Origin of the sequence: Flavobacterium orientale (assembly GCF_014638005.1) — a bacterium.
Lineage (GTDB): Bacteria > Bacteroidota > Bacteroidia > Flavobacteriales > Flavobacteriaceae > Flavobacterium > Flavobacterium orientale.
Genome location: NZ_BMFG01000001.1, coordinates 282,126 through 303,818 on the forward strand (window position 1 = coordinate 282,126; position 21,693 = coordinate 303,818).

At 37.3% G+C, this 21,693-nt stretch carries 10 protein-coding genes; 6 read left to right on the forward strand and 4 right to left on the reverse strand.

Translation table 11 applies throughout. From position 1 onward, the window contains the following. The first annotated feature begins 261 nt into the window (after positions 1 to 261). The 3 genes from IEV15_RS01225 (at position 262) to IEV15_RS01235 (ending at position 11,668) form a co-directional block, all read left to right on the forward strand. Positions 262 to 6,201 (forward strand): lamin tail domain-containing protein, encoded by a 5,940-nt coding sequence (locus tag IEV15_RS01225; RefSeq protein WP_188360668.1) that lies wholly within the window; start codon positions 262 to 264, stop codon positions 6,199 to 6,201. An 874-nt stretch (positions 6,202 to 7,075) separates the two neighbouring features. After that, on the forward strand, positions 7,076 to 11,254 hold the full coding sequence (locus IEV15_RS01230) for a PAS domain S-box protein (protein ID WP_188360669.1): 4,179 nt from the start codon (positions 7,076 to 7,078) through the stop codon (positions 11,252 to 11,254). 12 nt (positions 11,255 to 11,266) lie between these two features. Then, entirely contained in the window at positions 11,267 to 11,668 is a 402-nt protein-coding gene (locus tag IEV15_RS01235; protein WP_188360670.1) for a response regulator, read from the forward strand. A 709-nt stretch (positions 11,669 to 12,377) separates the two neighbouring features. On the opposite strand, the gene IEV15_RS01240 is transcribed toward IEV15_RS01235, so the two are convergent. The 4 genes from IEV15_RS01240 to IEV15_RS01255 are packed head-to-tail and all read right to left on the reverse strand — an operon-like array spanning position 12,378 to position 17,726. Beyond that, positions 12,378 to 13,634, reverse strand: coding sequence for a tetratricopeptide repeat protein (locus IEV15_RS01240; protein ID WP_188360671.1), 1,257 nt, complete (start codon positions 13,632 to 13,634; stop codon positions 12,378 to 12,380). A gap of 8 nt (positions 13,635 to 13,642) precedes the next feature. Continuing rightward, positions 13,643 to 14,488 (reverse strand): hypothetical protein, encoded by an 846-nt coding sequence (locus tag IEV15_RS01245; protein ID WP_188360672.1) that lies wholly within the window; start codon positions 14,486 to 14,488, stop codon positions 13,643 to 13,645. Between the two features lie 9 nt (positions 14,489 to 14,497). Next, positions 14,498 to 15,727 carry a tetratricopeptide repeat protein gene (locus IEV15_RS01250; protein ID WP_188360673.1) on the reverse strand — a complete coding sequence of 410 codons (1,230 nt, stop codon included), beginning with the start codon at positions 15,725 to 15,727 and terminating at the stop codon, positions 14,498 to 14,500. 25 nt (positions 15,728 to 15,752) lie between these two features. Next, the gene (locus tag IEV15_RS01255; protein ID WP_188360674.1) at positions 15,753 to 17,726 is read right to left on the reverse strand and encodes a hypothetical protein; all 1,974 of its coding nucleotides are present in this window, start codon (positions 17,724 to 17,726) and stop codon (positions 15,753 to 15,755) included. Positions 17,727 to 18,766: 1,040 nt separating this feature from the next. On the opposite strand from IEV15_RS01255, the gene IEV15_RS01260 reads away from it, so the two are divergent. The 3 genes from IEV15_RS01260 to IEV15_RS01270 all read left to right on the forward strand — a co-directional run bounded on the left by IEV15_RS01260 (position 18,767) and on the right by IEV15_RS01270 (position 21,685). After that, complete coding sequence (locus tag IEV15_RS01260) at positions 18,767 to 19,630, forward strand: ABC transporter permease (RefSeq protein WP_188360675.1); 864 nt, start codon at positions 18,767 to 18,769, stop codon at positions 19,628 to 19,630. A 148-nt stretch (positions 19,631 to 19,778) separates the two neighbouring features. Beyond that, a complete protein-coding gene (locus tag IEV15_RS01265; protein ID WP_188360676.1) occupies positions 19,779 to 21,023 on the forward strand; it encodes an ABC transporter ATP-binding protein in 1,245 nt (414 codons plus the stop codon). Further along, positions 21,020 to 21,685 carry a class I SAM-dependent methyltransferase gene (locus tag IEV15_RS01270; protein ID WP_188360677.1) on the forward strand — a complete coding sequence of 222 codons (666 nt, stop codon included), beginning with the start codon at positions 21,020 to 21,022 and terminating at the stop codon, positions 21,683 to 21,685. Before IEV15_RS01265 ends, IEV15_RS01270 begins: the two co-directional genes overlap by 4 nt. Positions 21,686 to 21,693: the final 8 nt, after the last annotated feature.

The window sequence follows — 21,693 nt, forward strand, 5'->3', positions numbered from 1 at the left end:
TAATAGGTAATAGGTAATGTGATGGTTGATAGGTGATGGGTAATAGGTAAAAGGTGAGATTTAGTGTTATAAGGTGGCTAGTTAGAGGTTGGACGACTCTATATTTATAAGATTTTGCTACGCAACAAAACGACGAAAGGCATAGATTGACGACTAACTGCAAAAAACGGCAGATAGTGTAAAAAAGGACTTTAAAGCTTTTATTTTCAGTAATTTATTATGTAATTTAGTGTCTTGTCAAAAAATTAAATCATACACTTTATGAAATCATTTTTATCTTTTTATCTGCTGCCTTTTTTGTGCTTTTTTGTGAGTGTGAGCTGGGGGCAACCTCTTCCAATTTCAGGACCTTATTCCCAAAATTTTAATTCTTTATCTTCCTCTACGTCCCCTTCCGGTGTCTTTCCTTCTGGTTGGGCTACGGCTGAAGTAGGGTCTGGAGCTAACAATACTTATTCTGTGGGAACAGGCTCAAGTAATGCCGGTGATACCTATAGTTTTGGTTTATCAAACGATGCAGATAGAGCTTTAGGAAGTTTGAGGTCAGGTTCTGTAAATCCGGTTCTTGGAGCACATTTCACAAATAATAGTGGTGCTACTATTACATCTATTACTATAAGTTACGTTGGTGAGCAATGGCGTTTAGGTACCTCCGGAAGAACTATTCCCGATCGCATGGATTTTCAATATAGTACTGTGGCGACATGTAATTTATGTCCTGGACCATGGATTGATGTTGATCAATTAGATTTTACAGCTCCAATTACCTCAGGTACAGTAGGTGCGTTAAATGGCAATTTACCTGAAAATCGCACTACAGTAACGCACACCATAACAGGCTTATCTATTCCTGTCGGCGGTAATTTGTATTTAAGATGGTTAGATTTTGATGCATCAGGAGCAGATGATGGTTTAGCTATTGATGATTTTACAATGTCATTCACAAATCCTCCGGCAACACCCAACGGCGGCATATACGAAAGCTATGCCATTCTAAGCACCGGAGGAAATAATACCTACTATGATTTGAATACAACTACCAGCAACCCCGATTTTCAAGGAGCAAATTTAGGTACGTTTTCAACCAATCAACAATTGTTATTAAATGGTGGTGAAAGTAAAACATTTGAATGCACACCCACAATAATCAACAACAGTGCGATCTTTTTCAGAGTCTATCCTAACGGAGGTACTCCAGGAGATTTTCAATCCATTAGCTTAGCCGGTCCTAATCCAATAAGTGGTGCCGGTGCGGGTTGTCAAAATAAATTCTGGAGCACAAGCAATGCGTCTGTAAATCTTTTAAACGGTCTATGTACCAATGGTCTCTATGTTTTAGAAGTCTTTATGACAGCTGATTACACAGGTGCAGGTGCGGGTACATTTTACGCCAGTAACGACAGTAACAACTACAAAGCAACTTTCACCGTCAACAATATAACCAATTCCGGTATTTATGAAAGTTATGTTTTATTAGATGCAGGTTCAGGAACTACCTATTATGATGTACAAGCCAACACGGGAAATCCTGATTTCGCAGGAAGTTTAGGGAATTTTTGTGCTACGGGTGGCGTGCTGACTTTAAAAGGAGGTCAAAATAATACTTACAAATGTGGTAATAATGATATTACTTTTGGTACTAATAAATTATTTTACAGAGTATATCCCGGCACTACTGCAACAGGTAATTTTATAGAAGTAAATTTGTCTAATGATCAAAATATTGGTGGGGCAGGAGTAGGTTGTCAAAACCAAAGTTGGTTAAACAACGGACTAAACACCAATCTCTTAAACGGTCTTGCTGCCGGTACTTATACACTGGAAGTATATTCCCAAGCAGGTTACACCTTTGGGGGTACCTGCCCTAGTATTCATTATGCTAGTAATGGAGGTGCCAACTACAAAGCGACATTCACCGTGGTAGCTCCAGCTTTTACCGCAACGCCAACAACTCCAGTCACTGCTGCTGCTGCTGCTAATTGTCAAGCAACAGTAAATTATACGGTAACAGCAGTAGATTTTACTTTGATGACCTATGCGTTTAGTGGAGCGACTCCGGGCAGTGGCAACGGTAGCGGTTCAGGAAGCACATTCAATAAAGGAACGACTACAGTTACAGTATCTATTCAAAGTTCTTGTGGTATGCAAGCTACTGCATTTGATGTAGTAGTAAATGATATGACACCTCCTACAGCGGTTTGTCAAAACATAGCTGTTAACTTAAATGCCCAAGGACAAGCAACCATTACCCCACAAATGGTAGACAATGGTAGTTCTGATAATTGCGGACCTGTAACATTGACTTTAAATAAAACTAATTTTACCTGTGCTGACGTCACGATTCAAGGATTACCCGTACCAACCGATTTATTTATTTCGGAGTATGTTGAAGGGTCGAGTAATAATAAATATATAGAGATTTATAATGGAACACCCAATGCCATAGATTTAGGGGCTTATGAATTGCATTTGTTTTCCAATGGTGTAGCCTCACCCACTACAATTAATGTGCTTTCAGGAAATCTAGCGAGCGGAGCCACAATTGTTTATAGAAATTCATCGGCTAACATTTATGGCGGGGCTACAGTTGTAGCATCTTCTATTAATTTTAATGGGGATGATGCTTTTGCACTATTCAAAAATGGGCAACCAATAGATGTGATTGGTCAAATTGGTGTCGACCCCGGTACAGAATGGAACAATAATGGCGTTTCCACGCTTGACCGAACGCTTCGCAGAAAAAACACAATAGTTTCCGGTGACACGAATGGCTCTGATCCATTTGATCCTTCAGCAGAATGGGATAGTTTTCCAATCGACACAGTAGATGGCTTAGGATCACACGCCATCGCCAATTCCAACGGTACACCCGTAACTTTAACTGTTTCCGATGGTGTGAATACATCCACTTGCCAGGCATTTGTAACGGTGAATGATGTAACACCACCAACGTTTACTACAGCTTTAAATGCTTTAAACCGAACCGTGGAATGTGGAAACACAAATGCTTTAAACGATGCTTTAGCATTAGCTCCGCAAGGAACAGATACCTGTGGAAGTGTAACAATTACTTTGGATTCAGATGATATAACTCCGGGTAATGGAAACACATATACACGCGTACGTATATGGAAATTAACCGATGCCTCAGGAAATCCGGCGTTGACAACGTATACTCAAACTATTACGGTGCAAGATACAACAGCACCTACAGCAGTTTGTCAAAACATTACCGTAAACCTTTCCCCAGAAGGTATAGCAATCATCACCCCGCAAATGGTTGACAACGGTAGTGCTGATGGATGCGGACCGGTAACGGTAGCAGTAAGTCCAACTACCTTCACTTGTACCAATGTAGGGACTTCCTCGGGAATTGCTAGTGATTTATTTATTTCAGAATATGTGGAAGGGTCATCTAATAATAAATACATTGAAATTTATAATGGAACGGGAAGTTCAGTAAATCTGGCTAATTATAGTTTGAGAAATTATGCAAATGGAAGTACTTCATTCACATCGGCAACATTATCCGGCACATTAGCGAACGGAGCTACTGTAGTTTACAGAAATACAAATGCTACAATTTATGCAGGTGCAAGTACAGTTTTATCGGTAATCAATTTCAATGGGAATGATGTGGTTGCCCTCTTTAAAGGGACAAGCCCTGTCGATATAATCGGTCAAATAGGTAATGATCCTGGAACATCATGGAGTGCTAATGGTGTTTCAACAGTGAATCAAACACTTCGTAGAAAGAGCAATATCACTGTCGGAGATACAAATGGAGCAGATGCATTTGATCCTTCATTGGAATGGGATAGCTTTCCAGAAGACACGGTAAGCGGCTTAGGTTCTCATACTATTACTCCCGGTCCACTAACAACACCTGTAACGCTTACGGTTACCGACGCTAGTGGAAACATCACAAGCTGTCAGGCTCTCGTAACTGTTTTAGATGTCACTGCTCCGGAAGTAACCACACCACCAAATGCGTTAAATGTAACACTACAATGTAGTGATACAGCAGGTGTAACGGCTGCATTAGCGATGGCTCCACAAGGAACTGATGCTTGTGGTACTCCTGTAGTCGTATTGACCAGTGATTTAGTAGCCAATGGTATTGGAAATGCGTATGTACGTACGCGTACATGGGTAGTAAAAGATGCCTCAGGAAACCAATCGCTTCCTTATACACAAGTGATTACAGTAATTGATACTGAAAACCCAACCTGGACAAACGAACCTGTGAATCAAAGCATCGAATGTTTAGCCGGGCAACCGAATGCAAACACGTTCAACAGTTGGTTGACTGGTTTCTCAGGAACCGATAGTTGTGGAAATGCCACAGTAACAAACAATTATAACGGACCGGCCATTACTTGTGCCAATCCGGGTACAGCAACGGTAACGTTCACGTTAACAGATGCTAATGGAAACTCTATTCAAAAAACAGCAACGTTTACTTTGTTTATCCAAGCACCAACGTTTGCATCTATTACGCAAACGACAGCCGAATGTGATAATCCAAATAGTCAATTTGCTTTAACCGGTTTGTTAGCCAATGCAACGGTAACGCTGGTATACACCATCAACGGTGGTGCCGAGCAATCAATTAACGGTGTGACAGCTTCAGCAGCAGGTACAGCAACGGTAACGATTCCATTACCTTCCAACGGTGACGGTCAAACGTTAACGGTTGTTCGTTTGGTTCGCACGGACGTACCAGGAGTGCAAGTAGAACCTACCACCGGAAATACCGTCGTGATTGAAGTGAATAACTCGACCATTTGGTATGAAGATGCAGACAATGACGGCTTTGGTAACCCTAATGTTACGATTCAAGATTGTGACCAACCCGCAGGTTATATTGCGGTTGCCGGCGATTGCAACGACAACGATGCCTTAATTAATCCTGGTGCTTCTGAGATATGCTTTGACGGTATTGATAACAACTGCGACGGTTCGTTATTTACCGGATGTACACCAATTGTTGTGAACATTACCTCAAATGTTTGTGGTAGTGTGAATAATGGATTGAACAATACGATTCAAAGTAGTCAAGTGAATTTAGGTTCAGGTTATGTAATTGGTTACCGTTTTGAAGTAACCAATACTGAAACCGGAGAGGTTCGTACAATTGACAGAAACGTTCACCACTTTAAATTGACCATGTTTGGTGATGATTTCTATAGCTATGGTACAACCTATGCGATTCGTGTAGCAGCCATTATTAATGGTGAAGTACAACCTTACAACGGAACTACATGTAATATTACTACTACTTCAGTGGGAAGTACTTCTATTGTTGCCGCTCAGTGTGGTAGTACTTTAGCAACGATGTCTTCGTCTATTAATGCGGTGGCGGTAAATCCAACACCTATTAAGTACCGCTTCAGAGTGGCGAGAGCGGATGCTCCAACGACATTCTATTATGTAGAGCGTACGGTTCCTAATTTTAACTTAACGATGGTTGCAGGTTTGCCGTTGACTTTTGGTACACAATATTTAGTAGCTGTTCAAATCAGAGTTAAATTAGCGGGATTTGAGTCGTGGTCACAATGGAGTGCAGCGGGTTGTTCGGTATATACACCGGAAGCTCCAACTACGTCCTTGACAGTAGCTTATTGTGAATATGTGGCTAGCAGCAATGCTGACCTAATTTATGCTACACCGCTGCCGGGTGCCACTATGTATCGTTTCCTACTATTAGGATTTGATTTTGATGCTAATAATGAGATGATTGTAGTTTATGAGCAATATGTTGATACACCGAATCCGTACTTTAGTTTAAGTATGTTCACTGGATTAGTTCCGGGTCTGAATTATAGTGTCTCTGTTGCTGCTCAATTATTTGGCACCTTCACGCCTTATGGTAAAGAGTGCTCTGTAACTACGCCAGGCGGGGCTCGCAATGCTCAAGATAATAACAACACAGCACCAAACCAAATACCACTAAACTTCAAAGCTACTGCAAATCCGAATCCGTATGAAGATTCTTTTGTATTACAAATACAATCCAATTCAAGTGCAGTAGTCCAGTACACCATTTATGACATGACGGGTCGTTTGTTAGAAACAAAAGAAGTGAATCATTCAGAGCTTCAATACAGTCGATTAGGAATGGCTTATCCATCCGGAATTTACAATGTAATTGTAGTTCAGGAGGATCAGACACAGACGATTCGAATGGTTAAGAAGTAGTTAGTGATTAGTGATTAGACTGATTTATTATAAGGGACCTCCGGAGAAATTCGGGGGTCTTTTTTTTTTGAGTTGCTGAGATGCTGAAACAAGTTCAGCATGACAGGGGTGGAGATAAATATAGTTGGGTGATGGGTAATGGGTGATGGGTAATGGGTGATGGGTGATGGGTAATGGGTAATGGGTGATGGGTAATGGGTGATGGGTGATGGGTAATGGGAGGAGTATGGAGTTGGGAGTATGGTGTACGTTGTACGTTACACGTTGTACGTCCCTGATATAGGTTGACCACAAAAGGCGAGTTATAGATAAAACCATTTTAGGGGGGTGATGATGACTTTGAATATGGCAGTTGGAATGGACTTTAGTTATCCTAAACATCAAAGAGGATTTGATGGGAAAGTTGAATAGCGTTTTTTTTTTTTTTTTGGAGGTGTGTTCTTTTAGTTTCAAGTGGGTTTTAGGGATTGATTATTAGCAGTTTGATATACAGTTGGTTGCTTTAGTTTTACTTCGTGTCAACTGATTTTGTAGAATTAATTCTATATCTTTGTAGGCCTTATTTACCTACTAATTGTTTTTCAGCCACTTGCTTAGCCTTTCCCCAGAGGATAAGAAGGAGTTACTGAGAAAGAACGACCCTTTCATTTATCCATTCATTTGGACCGTTAGTTCGTAAGTACAGCAATTATTATACAGAACGAAATGGATAAACGAAAAAGACCTACTTATTTGCCTATTGCCACTTATCAACTTGTTTTTTATTCTTGTATAAATAAAAAACTTGAACGAGGAGCACTTCTTTTGAATCGAGCACATCAAGTAGCGACACCTTATCCGTTATTAATATCCAGTTGCAAACCCTACTTCATTTATGCCACAAGCACATAAAAATACCGTTAGTTGGTGGACTATTTATAAAGAACACGTTCAAGCTGTTGTTTTGAACAAGGTCCCTAACGACCCAGAGAAAGTGTATTATTGGAGGAATACTGTTTTTTGTACTATTCTTATTTACCTCACGCCATTAAGTTTACTTGCCTTAGTGCCCAGTGTTTTTGTTGCCTTTGCTAATGGCGTTCCTGTGGTTGGGTTTATGGATTTGTTTGCTTTTTTGATGATTGTACTAGTTGCCGTAGTTCCCGGAATACAACTGGCACTTCGAAAAGCCATTTTTATCTTTGTTATTTATTCGTTGTCACTGGTTTTACTCTATTATTTGCCCTTGCCGGGTCCCGCATTACTTTTTTTATTGGCCATTACTATTTTTTCAGCACTTATTTATTCTACAGCTGCGGCGTATTTTTCAGCCTGGATCAATACGATTGTTTGTGTGATTTTTGCTCTTTTGATTTATTTTGAAGTGGCATCTCCTGTTACTTCCGACTATAGTATGGGAGCTTGGATTGCCGTGTCGTCTAATATGGTTTTGTTGAGTTTTGCTTGTGCCAAATGTTTGGATTTATTGCTTGGGGGCTTAACTAACGCCTTACAAGAAAATAAGGTTACTGAGGAAAAACTGGAAAAGGCCAATCGTCTTTATCATTTTATCAGTCAAATCAACCAGACTATTGTTCACGTAAAGGATGCCAAAACGCTCTTTCGAAAATCGTGTAGTATTGCCTTGGAATTCGGCAGGTATAAAAAAGCATGGTTGTGTAGTTATGAACCTGCTGAGAGAAAAATAGTGCTATTGGATTCCTCCGGTTTAACGGAACAAGAGGTTAAACGAATAACTGAAGAGCCTTATGAAGAAAATGGTCCGTTGGATTATGTGCTTCGCACCGGCCATTATTTTCTTAGTAACGATTTTGAACAAGAGGTTGAACATGTGAATTGGAAACCCTATGCTGAAAAACACAATATTGGTTCCTGTATTGTTTTACCCATCAAAAAAGGAGGTGCTGTTTTTGGGGCTTTTAGTCTTTATGCTACGGAATCCAATTATTTTGATCAGGATGATATTGCTTCTTTGATTGAGGTAACCGGAGATATTTCATTTGCTCTTGATTTCTTTGACAAAGAAGCCAGACATCAGCAAGCAGAGGAACGTTTGGTGCAAAATGAAAAGCGTTTTAGGGCTTTGATTGAAAACAGTTCGGATATGATTGTACTTTCTTCATTGGAAGGAAAAATCATTTATGGAAGTCCATCAGTGCCTAAATTTTTTGGTTATACCATTGAGGAGGTGGTAAACACGTCGGCTTTCGATTTTATTCATCCTGAAGATTTTTCCGTTTTATCCAAAAAATTAGAGGCCATTTTAGAAACTCCGGGTCATTCTTTTTCAAATCAACACCGGATACTGCACAAAAACCAACAATGGATTTGGTGTGAAGGTACGTTTGTAAACATGCTTCATGAACCGGGTATCGATGCGGTGGTTTTAAATTTCAGAGACATTTCTGAAAAAAAGGCAGCGGAATTGGAATTGCAAAAAAACTTTGAAGAATTGGAAGCCCTTTCTCAAGAGCAAACCACTATTTTAAATACGTTACCAGCCAGTATTGCTTTGCTGGATCATGAGGGGACTATCGTAAAAGTAAATGAGGCTTGGGTTCATTTTGGCAAAGCAAATGGCATGCCTGATTCTTATGAACATCTCCATAAAAATTACATTGAAGTAGCTGAAAAATCATTAGGGTCTGAGGCTAAAGACGGCAAGCATATGGCAAAGGGTTTACGCGGAGTATTGCGAGGAGAGCGGGATCATTTTACCATGGAATACCAATGTGATTCTCTTGATGAAAAAAGATGGTTTAGAGCGGAAGTGCGACCTTTCAAGAGTAAGCAACTCACAGGAGCGGTTGTTATGCATACTAACATATCCGAACGCAAAAGGGCAGAAGCAGAGATGTTGCTTCTTATCAATAATACCGAAGAGTCCTTTGTATTACTCAATCTGGATTTGAAAATTGTATCTTTTAATGTCCAATTTAAGAATTTGTATAAAAAATACATGGGTATACCTATTCATAAAGGAGATTTTATTTTGGACTATGTATTACCGGAAAGAAAAGAACTAGTGGCGGCTATCTATGAGCGAGTTTTGGCGGGGCATGTGGAAGAATCGGAATTGCATTTCCCCGGACCTGAAGACACAACGTATTATTTCTGCCTCAAATACAATCCTGCTAAAGATGAGTTTGGCAACATCTTTGGTGTTTTTGTCACCGCGGCAGACATTACCGAAAAAAGAAGAGCTGAAGAACAAAAAGAATTTGAAAGAAGAAATAAGGAAGCACTTATTAACAGTACCGATGATTTAATTTGGAGCATTTCACAGGAATTTAAACTCATAGCCGCCAATGTTTCATTTGTCAATGAATTAAAGAAATTCACAGGAGTAGCTATTAAACCGGGTGATGATGTGTTACTACAAGGCATTTATCCTGCTGACTTTATCGCTTATTGGAAATTACTTTACAGCAGGGCACTTACAGGGGAGTCTTTTAGAACTGAAATTTATACACCTCCAACAGAAGGAAGGGAGGAGACTTGGACGGAAACAAGCTTTAGTCCGATACTTCATAACGAACAAATAGTTGGTATTGCTTGTTATTCCAGGAATATGACCGAAAATAAAAAAGCGGAACTCGAGCTTCGTGCCAGTGAAACCCGATTAGCGGAAGCCCAGTCATTGGCTAAGGTAGGAAATTGGGAAACAGACTTAAGGAATTTCAACGTGATCTGGTCGGAACAAACGTTTGTCATTTTTGATTGTCAGCGAAACGATTTTAAATCCTCTCATCCTGATTTTCTTAATTTTGTACATCCCGATGATCGGGCAAAAGTAGATGCTGCTTTAAAAAATTCTTTGCCCACAAAAGGCATCCATTCGATTGAACACCGAATTATTACGAAACAAGGCGAAGTTAAATTTTTGGAAGAGCGTTGGCAAGTGCTTCATGATGAACAAGGTGTTCCAATCAAAGCGGTTGGTACCTGCCAAGACATCACGGAACGAAAAAAATCGGAGTATGAAATTCAATTTAAAGCGGAACTCTTAGATACTATCGGACAGGCAGTGATTGCAACGGATATGAATGGTAACGTAACTTTTTGGAATCAAGCCGCTGTTGCCATTTATGGTTGGACTTTTGAGGAGTCTTTCGGTAAAAATATTCTTGATTTAATTTCCGCCGATCCTACAAAAGTAGAGGGAGCGTTACTGATGCGAAAGTTGTCCAGGGGTCAAACGTTGTCCGGCGAATTTTATATGAAAAGAAAAACCGGCAATTTCTTTCCTGCCTATGTTTATTATTCTCCTGTATATGATGAATTTGGTAAACAGATAGGTGTCATTGGTGTATCTAACGACATTTCAGAACGCAAGGAAAACGAGATGGAACGGGCCAAAATTACCAATGATTTGTTGCAGCGAAATCGCGATTTGGAACAGTTTACCTTTATTATCTCACATAATTTGCGAGCTCCAACGGCCAATATTATCGGTTTTACAGAACTCTTACAGGATGAAATGCTGACAGCGGAAGAACAAAAGGAGCTGCTTTACGCACTTTCTTCTTCAGTAGCAGGTTTGGATGCTATTATTAAAGACATAAACGGCATCTTGCAAATGAAAAGCGATAGTAATGATAAAAAGGAAGATCTTCACTTTTCTAAATTAGTTGGTGATATTCGTACTACTATAGAGCACCTGCTTGAAAAGCATCAGGTTCAGCTACTCGTTGATTTTACGGAAGTGGATCAAATTTATACTTTAAAGGCCTATATGCACAGTATTTTTTATAATTTAATCAGCAATAGTATCAAATACAGTAGGCCGGATGTCTCTTCACGTATAGAAATTAGCACTAAATTCGATAATGGAAAAATAATTCTTATCTTTAAGGACAATGGATTGGGTATCGATTTGAAAACAAAGGGCGATAAAGTATTCGGATTGTACAAGCGATTCCATTCGCATGTAGAAGGAAAAGGAGTGGGTTTATTCATGGTCAAAACCCAAGTAGAAGCCTTGGGAGGCATAATCACTATTGCCAGTGAAGTGAATAAAGGAACAACTTTTACCATTATTTTTGAACCCTAAAAAGGAGCTAGTATGACTAAATCAACTAAGCAATTTATCATCGTTGACGATGATCCTTTTAGCAATTTTCTGTCCAAGACCGTATTGCTAAAATCATTTGGAGAAGTAGCGGTAAAGGACTTTTTGGTTCCTGAAGAGGCCTTGGATTATATTAAAGAGGAATATGAATATAGCTCACGTGAAGAAAAAATAGTTTTATTTTTAGATTTGAATATGCCCACTATTACAGGCTGGGAATTTCTGGAATTGTTTAAAACCTTTTCGCCCAGTGTAAGGAGTCAGTTCCGAATTTACATTCTGTCTTCTTCTATTGACCCTTTAGATATTGAACGAGCGAAGCAAAACCCATTGGTTATTGATTTTGTTGAGAAGCCTTTGAGTAAGGGGGCTTTGGTGGAGTTGTTTGGGGGATGAGAGGGTGATGGGTGATGGGTAATGGGTAATGGGTGATTGGTAATGGGTAATTGGTAATTGGTAATGGGTTTTGGGTAATCTTGATTAGACGTATTGTTGTAACGAATTTTCACCCATCATACTATTAAAATGGATTGTCAGTCTGAGCATGCCTGCCTTGAGTTTATCGAAGAGTCGAAGACTTCGCGATGTATCCTTCGACAGGCTCAGGAGGACATACTGCTATTAATTGATATGTATCTAAGGTTATGATTTTTACTAGTAGCACAAATTTATAACAACAAGAAATACAACAAAACAAAGTACTGTCAGTCTGAGCTTGTCGAAGGATGCATCGCGAAGTCTTCGACAGGCTCAGGTTAAACTACTACTTCCGCTTTTTTTTAATTGTGAATTGGAGTAGTTATTTGCTAGACGGAGTATTGATATCGTTTTTTGGAATGTACTGTTGTCGTAAGGGTTGAAAATTCCTGAAGCGGATAAAAAAACAATAAAATAATTACGCTTTTTATCCGCTGCAGGAATTTTTAACTCTTACTTAGACTGACTCTTGATTTTTGAGGGTGCCGAGATGAGTTATGATTTAAGAATAGTGAATTTTGAATGAGTTTCAAACGGTATACTAGTTGCACCTTCAAAATTAATTGAAGAATTTGGAATGTTTTTTATATTGATTAAATTTAACATGTTATCCGTTAAATTCTTTTCACTACTTTGCAGAACTCCATTTTTTTAGCCACTCATCTGCAAGCTTTCTGTCTTTGTATTCGTAATATTTAAACAATCCATACATCGCATCTTTATCACCTTTCGACGCATTATCATTCAACCATGCAATTGCAAAATCTGTCTGTATATCTAAAAGTTCACCTTTTTTCCATGCATCACCAAGTTTACCCATTTTATTTTTATTTCTTGAATATGCCTTTTCATAATAACTGAAAGATAAATTGAAATCATTTTCGTCAAAATAGATATTCCCTAAGTATCTCAATCCATCAGTGAGGTTTTTATCAGCTGCCATTTTTAACAATTTCAAGCCTTCATTTCTATTTACCGCTATACCATAACCATAATATGTCATTCTACCCAGTTCGGCCATTGCTTCTAAGCTGCCTGCTTTGGTAGCCATCTTATAAAACCTGACAGCTTCCTGAAGATCTCTTTGAACACCCTGTCCACTGTGATAACAGATGCCAATAAAATAATAATTTCCAGATGCATATGGACCGAGTAAACCCATTTCATAGGCTTTTTTAAAATACTTAAAGGCCAATTCATAATCTGTTGCAATTTTTGAAAAACTGTGAATTCTACCAAGCCAATGGTATCCTACTGGATAACCATTGTCACCAGCTTGCTTGAACCAATAGCTTGCTTCTTTTTCATCTTTTAAACTCTCGTTAAAGCCGTATAATATCCCAAGGGATATCATTGCTTTGGGATTTCCTTTTGCTGCCGAAGCTTTAAATTCGCTTACGGCAATACTATAGTCTTTATTTTTTAATGCGTTCGTACCCCTTACATATTCAAGCATCTCATCGTAAATTTTCTCTTCGTTCGTAAATTTGCTCAAATTGTTGAGGTTTTCTTCAATTTTATAAACTATTTTAAATTTATCTAAATCAACTTCAGACTGATTAGTGGTTGCATAAGACATGTATGCCTTCACTTCTTTTACTTGTTGTATAGTAAGGCTATTGTCTAAGTTGTGATAATCAGCCAGATTATCCAATGTCAGTATTTTTAGATGGCCTGTTTTAGGTGTCCATTTCCCAAGTAAGGATTCTGCCTTTTTTACTTTTTCAAGTGCTAATTCATAGTTGCCTTCTGCGTATGCTTTTTCCGCTTCCTCAAATTCAATACGAGCTTTTAATCCGTTTTCCTGAGCAAATATGCAATTGCATGAAACTATAAAAATTATTAGTAAAGTCTTTTTCATTTTTAAAATTTTTGAAGGTTTCATTTTTTAAATTATCCTCTTATACACATACAAGCTGGAGAGAAATTTTTTCCTTTAGACTCACCTTCTAGTTGAGAGTTGGAATTAATTTGTTCATTAACCCATTGCTTGACTCTGTCAATTACCGACTCCGGTTGTTCAGTTGCTGTGTTTGGAAACTCAACGAAAATATCGAAATTACCTTCATTAGTGATAACAATCTTTTGAACACCTCCAGGTTTAATTTGGGTAGGGTAGTGAAGAATTTCTCCTTTAGTAGTCACAAGTGCCACAACCGCTGTTTTAGTGGTGTTTTTATTGGTAAAAGTGGCTTGAAGCACTTTTTTACTTGTTGTAGTTGGCTTACTTATAATATGCACTTGTACTCCACCAATATTTTCATTAAAATCTTGAGTACTTGTATTCTTTGGATTCCATGTAAACACAATTTCAGGCTCAGCATCCCTAGTTGCTTCATTTTTTTTTATTCTGTTTTGAAGGTTTTCTGTAGCAATTTCAAGAGTGGCACCATATTCAATGGTTATGCTTTTGAAGGTGCAATTAAAGCTCCAGTCTTTAACGCTAATTTCTGCAATCACTGCTGCCGATTTTGGTGAAAGCAGGTATGTGGATGACCATTCAGGCTTTTTCATAAAAAAATCGTCTTTAGCTTTATTGTATTCCATTTCATTTGATACCGGAACTTTTTCTATTTTATTTCGGTCAAGACACCAATAGCCCTTTTTTGCATCTTTAACAGCATAGGTTCCAATAAACATATAATCTTGGCCAATTACTCTTTGGGAACTGAATAGAATGGTTGTTAAGATTAAGAAAAATAAAATATTTGTTTGTGCTGGAATTAGTATTTTTATCATTTTCATTAATTAATTAGTTTCTGAAGCGACCTCTGCCTTTTTTTTCCATTCATTAGCAATTTTCTTGTCTTTTTTGACTCCATAGCCATCTTTATACATGACGGAAATTGCTGTCATGGCATTAATATTACCTAATGATGCAGATTTTAAGTAAAAATCCATGGCTTGACTATAGTCAATTGTTGTTCCAAATCCAAACTGATAATAACTTCCTAATATATAAAGAGCTGTCGCATTCCCTTTATCTCCTGCCATCTTATACCATTTAATAGATTGCTTATAATCTTGAAGCTCAATTTGATAAATATAGCCCAAGTAGAACATAGAAACTTCAAAGCCTTTATTTGCACTGGTCTCAAACCACTTGATTGACTCATTGATATCTTTATATTCTGTATTATTTAATCCTAGGTAAATAGACCCTAAAGCCTCCATACTGTAAATGGACAATTCGTCTTCAAACTGTAATCCTTTTTTTAGCCATATAATGGCTTCTTTTAAATTATTTTGATAGTATAAATTAAGACCGTAGGAGGAATACATTGATTTATCTCCCTTTTCAGTCAATATTTTCATCCATCGACCCGCCTCTTTGTTACCTGAGTTTTGATGGAAGAGTAAAACTGCCAGACTTTTGATAGCATTTGGATCACCTTTCAACGCAGCCTTCTGATACCATTGCATAGCCGTTTCAACATTTTTTTCCACGTCTATACCTTCTTCATAGAATCTCCCTAAACAATACATAGAAAAAGCACTACCCTTATCTGCACCTTTTTTAAACCATTTCAATGCATCTGCATATTGCATCTTTTCCCAACTTTTTTTACCTTCAACATTCTCAGTCATTTCGTCCTCTTTTACTAGAAAAAGAATGTAGTCCTCTATTTTAATCACTCTTTTAACCTTATCGATGTCAACTGATTTCTCATTTGCATTAACATATTTCATATAACGATCCACTTCTTTTCGCTGCATTTTCGTATATCTGTCTTCTAAAGTAGTATAATTACAAAGTTCGTCAAGTGCTATAATTTTCATATACCCGGTTTTGGGTGTCCAATTGCCGAGTAATTCTTCTGCCTTTTTTGCTTTTTCGAAAGCCTGTTCAAAATTGTTCTCTGAGTAGGCGACCTCTGCTTCTTCATATAATAGCTTTGCTTTTAAATTATTGCCTTGACCATAAAGATTGGCAGAGCAAAAAAAACCTATAAACATTAAGAAAGTTAATAATTTCATTGACATATATTTTGGTAGTTATAAGTTAGTTATTCCAAAAATCATCTTTTTTCTTAATATCCTTTTTTTCGTCTTTTTTTGTTCCTGTTTCCCAAAAATCTGTATTCTTTTGAACACTTGTTGCTTTCTTACCTTTATAAACAAGATCCTTTTGGACAAAACCTGATTTTATTGATAAGTCTATTAAAGACTTTCGGTATTCCTCTGCAGTTTCTTCAGATCCGTAATAACCCACAAGCACAAGTTTTCCATTTGATACCGATGCTGTTTTTTGTAACTCGCTTGTGATTGCATTTTTAAAGGGCCATGTGCCATCATTATATTGTGCAATGGGAAAAGTATTCGTTATAAATATATCAGGGGACATATTATTTATTTTTGCCGGATCATAGATGTAAGCAAAAAAATACAGTTCATTTACTGGGATTTTATCTTTTGACAACGGCACACCTCCCTCAGGAAATTGATTAATTAAGTTAACCCTGAATTCTCTCATCAGTTTTGCTTTTTCTTCGGCCATTTCAGCTTCTAGTTTTTTCTTTAATTCAGCACGCTCTTTTTCGAGTTTTTCTTTGCGATATCTTTCCTCACTTTTAGCAGAAGCACTATTGATAAGTGTACCAAATGTTGAGACTAGTTCTCCAAAAGCTTTGTCTGTTTCATTAGAGTTTCTATAGGCATTTTGTACATCGGTTTGCCATTTCTGATTTTTGGCAGCTACTTGTTCAGAAACCAGATTATTCACTGCATTCATTTTTTGTTGAAACTCTCTCTCCAATGACTCAATTGAACTGTGATCTTTACTGAGTGTGCTCCCTTGTGAAAGATTATTTTTTGCGTTTCTTAGTCTTTCTGCTGCGTAAAAACTTTGCTCACGAGCAACCCAACTACGCTCCTCTTTTTCTTTTTGCTCTTTAATTGAGTTCATGAAGTTGTCGGTGTAGGCTTGTTGTTTTTGCATTGCATCTTGATACGCTTCGGCATCTAACTGTTCTTTTGTCTTTGATCTACTACTCGAAGTATTATTGGATGGTTTGTCATTCCAAAAATCATCATTACTAGAACTTGCAGAAGAACTTTTGCTATTCTCTTTTGTGTTGACAGTTGAACCTAGTGCTTCAAGCGATTCGAAAATTTCAGGAATTTCATCATCTTCAGGGTTTAATTTTTCTGCCTTTTTCAGAAGGTCCCTTGCACCGGCATAATTTTTTTGTTTGATTTGTGTGTTTGCCTGGCTTTTAAGTTTGTCTGCTTCTGCCTTGTTATTCTTTTTTACCAGATCTTCTTTCTGTTTTTTCTGTATTTGCTCAACTTCTTTTATTTTTTCATTTATCCACGGATCATTGGGGAATAAATTTTTTGCCGAACGTAGGTCTGCCATTGCACCCGTAGGATCCTCATTATTAATTTTTTCGCTTACTAGTTTTTTGATATTATCAAGCTTTTCTTTTTTCTCTTTTTCTGATAAAATCTTTTCGATTTCGGCATAAGCAGGTTGTGTATTTAAGTACAAAACAGAAACGACATGCTCTACGATCACATCAAAATCCTTAACACCATTTGATGAGGCATTCCCTAAAATCAACGAGTTTATACTGCCGAAACCACTACCACTACTTTTTCCTTCGTGAACTTGAACTTGTACTCGTTTGTTTACGCCAGGGCCGGTTATTTTAATTGATACGGTGGGGTCAGTACATTTGATATCTCTAATCTTTTCCTGTAGATATTCATAAGATAGATTATCCGAACTGCTATAACCTGTATAAGTTTTCCCTCTATAATTTAAATTGTTACTACCATTACATTCCGAGTCATATGATAAAACGATTGAACCCTGAAATACTGAAAGTTTCCAATCAAAATTTACTCTAACCTGAGCAATACCGTTTTGACTTGTAGGTAATGAATAGTCTAACACTTGTGATCCTTCAAGTGCTTGTGATTGAACCGAATTTGTAATCATCATGATCACAATAGCTAAAATTATTTTTTTCATATTTTATTAATGATTTCCAGTTTATTAAATTTCACTAATAGTAATAGATAATGAGAAAAAACTCTAAATAATATAAGTACTTGATACATTTTTATTAATCTGCTCTAGATGTCATTTGTTCGGATTTGATATACAGTTTTTGCAAATAAAGTCTTGCATGTATAAACTACACTTTATCAATCTTACAGCATAATTATCTTCTACTACTTTTTTTAGGAAAAAAATATTTTTGAAAAAAAATTAACAGTTAGATATATTTTGTTTTTTTTTGAATTCAAATATATAATTTTTTTTAAAAATTAACATTTAATACGAATAATTAATTTTTAATTATGAATTTGGTTATATGCACAAAAGATTTAATGTCATTTGAAATTTTCTTTAAGCAAGACCTGTTTTGCTAATAATATGCCTTGCAAGAGTGGTGGTTTCGTTTTTTGAAATGTGCTGTTGTTGTAAGGGTTAAAAATTTTTGGAGCGGATAAAAAAACCATAAAATAGTATCGCTTTTTTTTCCGCTTCGGAAATTTTTAACTCTTACTTTGACTGACTCTTGATTTTTGAGGGTGCCGGAATTTTCCTTTGAAAACCATATAACCGTGAACGTGAATCGGAGGGAAGTGACACCTTCAAAAGTTAATGACCTTCGACAGGCTCAGGAGGACATACTGCTATTAATTGATATGTATCTAAGGTTATGATTTTTACTATTAGCACAAATTTTATAACAACAAGAAATACAACAAAACAAAGTACTGTCAGTCTGAACACGCCTGCTCTGAGTTTATTGAAGTATGCATCCTTCGACAGGCTCAGGAGGACCTACTGCTATAATTTGCTATATCCATATTAATCATTCTTACTACTCAGCACAAATTTTTATATATTATCCATTACCTTTTACCCATTACCCATTACCCATTACCCATTACCTATTACCAATCACCCATCACCCATCACCATCTCATCACCCATTACCTTTTACCAATCACTAGCATAATTCCAATTAAAATTTTACATTTGACTTCCAAATAAAAACCATGGAAGAAGAGAACGAAAAATGGCTGTTTGAGATTTCGGGAAAGAAGTCGTATTGGTCCATTAATTACAAAGAAATCTGGCAGTACCGCGATTTATTGCTTTTGTTTGTGAAGCGGGATATTGTAACGTTTTACAAGCAGACCGTTTTAGGTCCGATTTGGTTTATCATTCAACCCCTTTTAACTTCGGTGATTCAGTTTGTTATTTTCAGTAAGATAGCAGAGATTCCCTCTGATGGCGTGCCTTACTTTCTATTTGTATTAGCGGGAAATATTTTGTGGTTTTATTTTTCGGATAGTATGAAATCTACTTCGGAGACGTTTACTGCCAATCAGAGTATTTTCGGGAAGGTGTATTTTCCACGAATTATTATGCCGTTCAAAGTTATACTCTCTAATCTTATCAAGTTTGGAATTCAATTCGCTTTTTTTCTGGTTGTTTTACTTTATTATTTCGCGCAAGGTGCCCCGTTACTACCTAATTGGTCTGTGCTTTTATTGCCGGTTTTACTCTTGGTAGTTGCCTTGATTGCGTTGGGTTTTGGGATGATTATTTCGTCTTTAACCGTAAAATATCGTGATTTGAACTTTGTGATTACGTTTGGCATTTCGCTGTATATGTATATCACGCCTATCGTTTATCCCACTTCTTTGGTTTTAGAGAAGATAGATCCGAAATACCACCCATTGATTTATATGAATCCGTTAACCGCCTTGTTTGATTTCTTTAAATATGCTTTTCTGGGTTCCGGTTCGCTGGACTTGTGGGGTTTGGTCTATTCGATTGTTTTTTCGGTAGTGGTTTTCTTTTTGGGTTTGTTGGTTTTTAATAGGACGGAGAAGAGTTTTATTGATGTGATTTAGGAGGTGCTGAGTGGCTGAGTTTCTAAGTGACTGAGGCTCTTAGGTACTGAGCTAATTATTATTCACTAATCACTCCCAACTAATTCCTCCCAACTCCTATTTCCCATTACAAAAAATAATGCTACTTTTAACCCATTGATAAAAACAAATGAGTCGCACGATATTAAAGGTAGAGCAGGTTTCCAAACAGTACCGATTGGGAAAGATTGGTACGGGAACGTTATCGCATGATTTGAACCGCTGGTGGCATACGGTGCGGGGAAAGGAAGACCCTTACTTAAAGATAGGTGAATCTAACGACCGCAGTACCAAAGGCGACAGCCAGTACGTTTGGGCTTTACAGGATATTAATTTTGAAGTAAAGCAAGGCGAGGTATTGGGGATTATTGGGAAAAACGGAGCGGGGAAATCGACTTTATTAAAAATATTATCACGGGTGACTTCACCGACGACGGGTTCGATAAAAACCCGAGGGCGTATTGCTTCTTTGTTGGAGGTAGGTACGGGTTTTCATCCCGAGATGACGGGAAGGGAAAACATTTATTTAAACGGTGCTATCTTGGGCATGACTAAGAAAGAAATCGCTTCTAAGATTGATGAAATCATTGCTTTTTCGGGCTGTGAACGTTATATTGATACCCCTACAAAACGCTATAGCAGTGGAATGACTGTGCGGTTGGCCTTTGCAGTGGCTGCTCATTTAGAGCCAGAGATTTTAGTAGTGGATGAGGTATTAGCAGTGGGTGATGCGGAGTTTCAGAAGAAAGCAATTGGCAAGATGCAGGATATTTCAAAAGGGGAAGGGAGAACGGTGTTGTTTGTGAGTCATAATATGGCGGCGGTGAAGAATTTGTGTACGAGAGGCCTTCTTATTGATAAGGGAAAAGTACTGTTTCAAGGAGCCATTGATGACGTGGTAACTAAATATTTGGAGACCGAAGAGATGTCATATTCTAAAGTATTTATAAACAGTAGCATTGTTTATAAGCTCATAAGAATTGAAAAATTTGAAATTTTATCGGAGATTGTCACCGGCGGTTCGTTTGAGTTCGAAGTACTCGTTGTTTCGGAGGTTGAGCAGTTGGTTGAGTTTTCAGTTGGTTTTCGCATGGTTGACACTACTCCTGTTTTTCAACTTTATTCAGGCCATGTTGGTGAATTGTTTTCGATGAAAATAGGAGAGAATAGGATAAGAGGGAGGATAAACAGCTTGCCGGTTATTTCCGGAAATTATAACATAACGCTTTGGTTAGGATCAAAAGGAACCAGTTATGATTTGCATAAAAATGTATTGCGTGTACTCGTTAGAGAAGGGGCAATAAAAGAGGGTGGTCCAATTTCTTCCAAGAATGGATACCCTGTAATCCATCAAACAAAATGGGAAATCGTATGAATTTAAAGTATGTTACGCACAAAAGAGAAGTGTTTTTTGAGGTTGCCACAAAATATATAAACGATACTACAGTTGTTTTGGATGTTGGAGCCGGCAAAGGTGATTTTTCAAATTTCCATAAAAGTTCAGATTTTTATTTGCTTGATGGAAATGAAGAGACTGTAGCTTTTTTAAAAGAGAAGCAACACAAGAACGTATATTCAGGAATGTTGCCACAATTGCCTTTTGAAAGTAATTTTTTTGATGTTATTCATTGTAGTCATGTTGTTGAACACCTTTATCCGGAACAATTTTATGAAACCTTAAAAGAAATGAATCGGTGTTTAAAAGCCGGTGGGGTTCTTATTATTTCTGCCCCTTTATTTTGGGATGACTTTTATAATGATTTATCGCACATCAGACCTTACCCGCCTGTAATTTTTAAAAATTATTTGTGTACTAATTCAAATGGACCAAGAACAAGAGTAGTTATTGATAGCAGTTATGAAATGCTTGAAGAAATTTATAGGTATAAAAAAGAGAAATTTTTTGCTGATTTAACAATCAACTCTACCAGTTTCTTATCAAAATTAGTGCTCAAAATTTTAAGTGGGTTTGAGCGTATGGGGTTAAAGTTCTATAAAAAGACAGGTTATACCATCGTATTGAAAAAAAAACATTAATTTTTTAC

What these genes read in the sequence shown, in the direction of transcription:
- IEV15_RS01225 (WP_188360668.1), top strand. Translation starts at nt 262, where the DNA reads ATGAAATCATTTTTATCTTTTTATCTGCTGCCTTTTTTGTGCTTTTTT.
- IEV15_RS01230 (WP_188360669.1), top strand. Translation starts at nt 7,076, where the DNA reads ATGCCACAAGCACATAAAAATACCGTTAGTTGGTGGACTATTTATAAA.
- IEV15_RS01235 (WP_188360670.1), top strand. Translation starts at nt 11,267, where the DNA reads ATGACTAAATCAACTAAGCAATTTATCATCGTTGACGATGATCCTTTT.
- IEV15_RS01240 (WP_188360671.1), bottom strand. Translation starts at nt 13,634, where the DNA reads ATGAAACCTTCAAAAATTTTAAAAATGAAAAAGACTTTACTAATAATT.
- IEV15_RS01245 (WP_188360672.1), bottom strand. Translation starts at nt 14,488, where the DNA reads ATGATAAAAATACTAATTCCAGCACAAACAAATATTTTATTTTTCTTA.
- IEV15_RS01250 (WP_188360673.1), bottom strand. Translation starts at nt 15,727, where the DNA reads ATGAAATTATTAACTTTCTTAATGTTTATAGGTTTTTTTTGCTCTGCC.
- IEV15_RS01255 (WP_188360674.1), bottom strand. Translation starts at nt 17,726, where the DNA reads ATGAAAAAAATAATTTTAGCTATTGTGATCATGATGATTACAAATTCG.
- IEV15_RS01260 (WP_188360675.1), top strand. Translation starts at nt 18,767, where the DNA reads ATGGAAGAAGAGAACGAAAAATGGCTGTTTGAGATTTCGGGAAAGAAG.
- IEV15_RS01265 (WP_188360676.1), top strand. Translation starts at nt 19,779, where the DNA reads ATGAGTCGCACGATATTAAAGGTAGAGCAGGTTTCCAAACAGTACCGA.
- IEV15_RS01270 (WP_188360677.1), top strand. Translation starts at nt 21,020, where the DNA reads ATGAATTTAAAGTATGTTACGCACAAAAGAGAAGTGTTTTTTGAGGTT.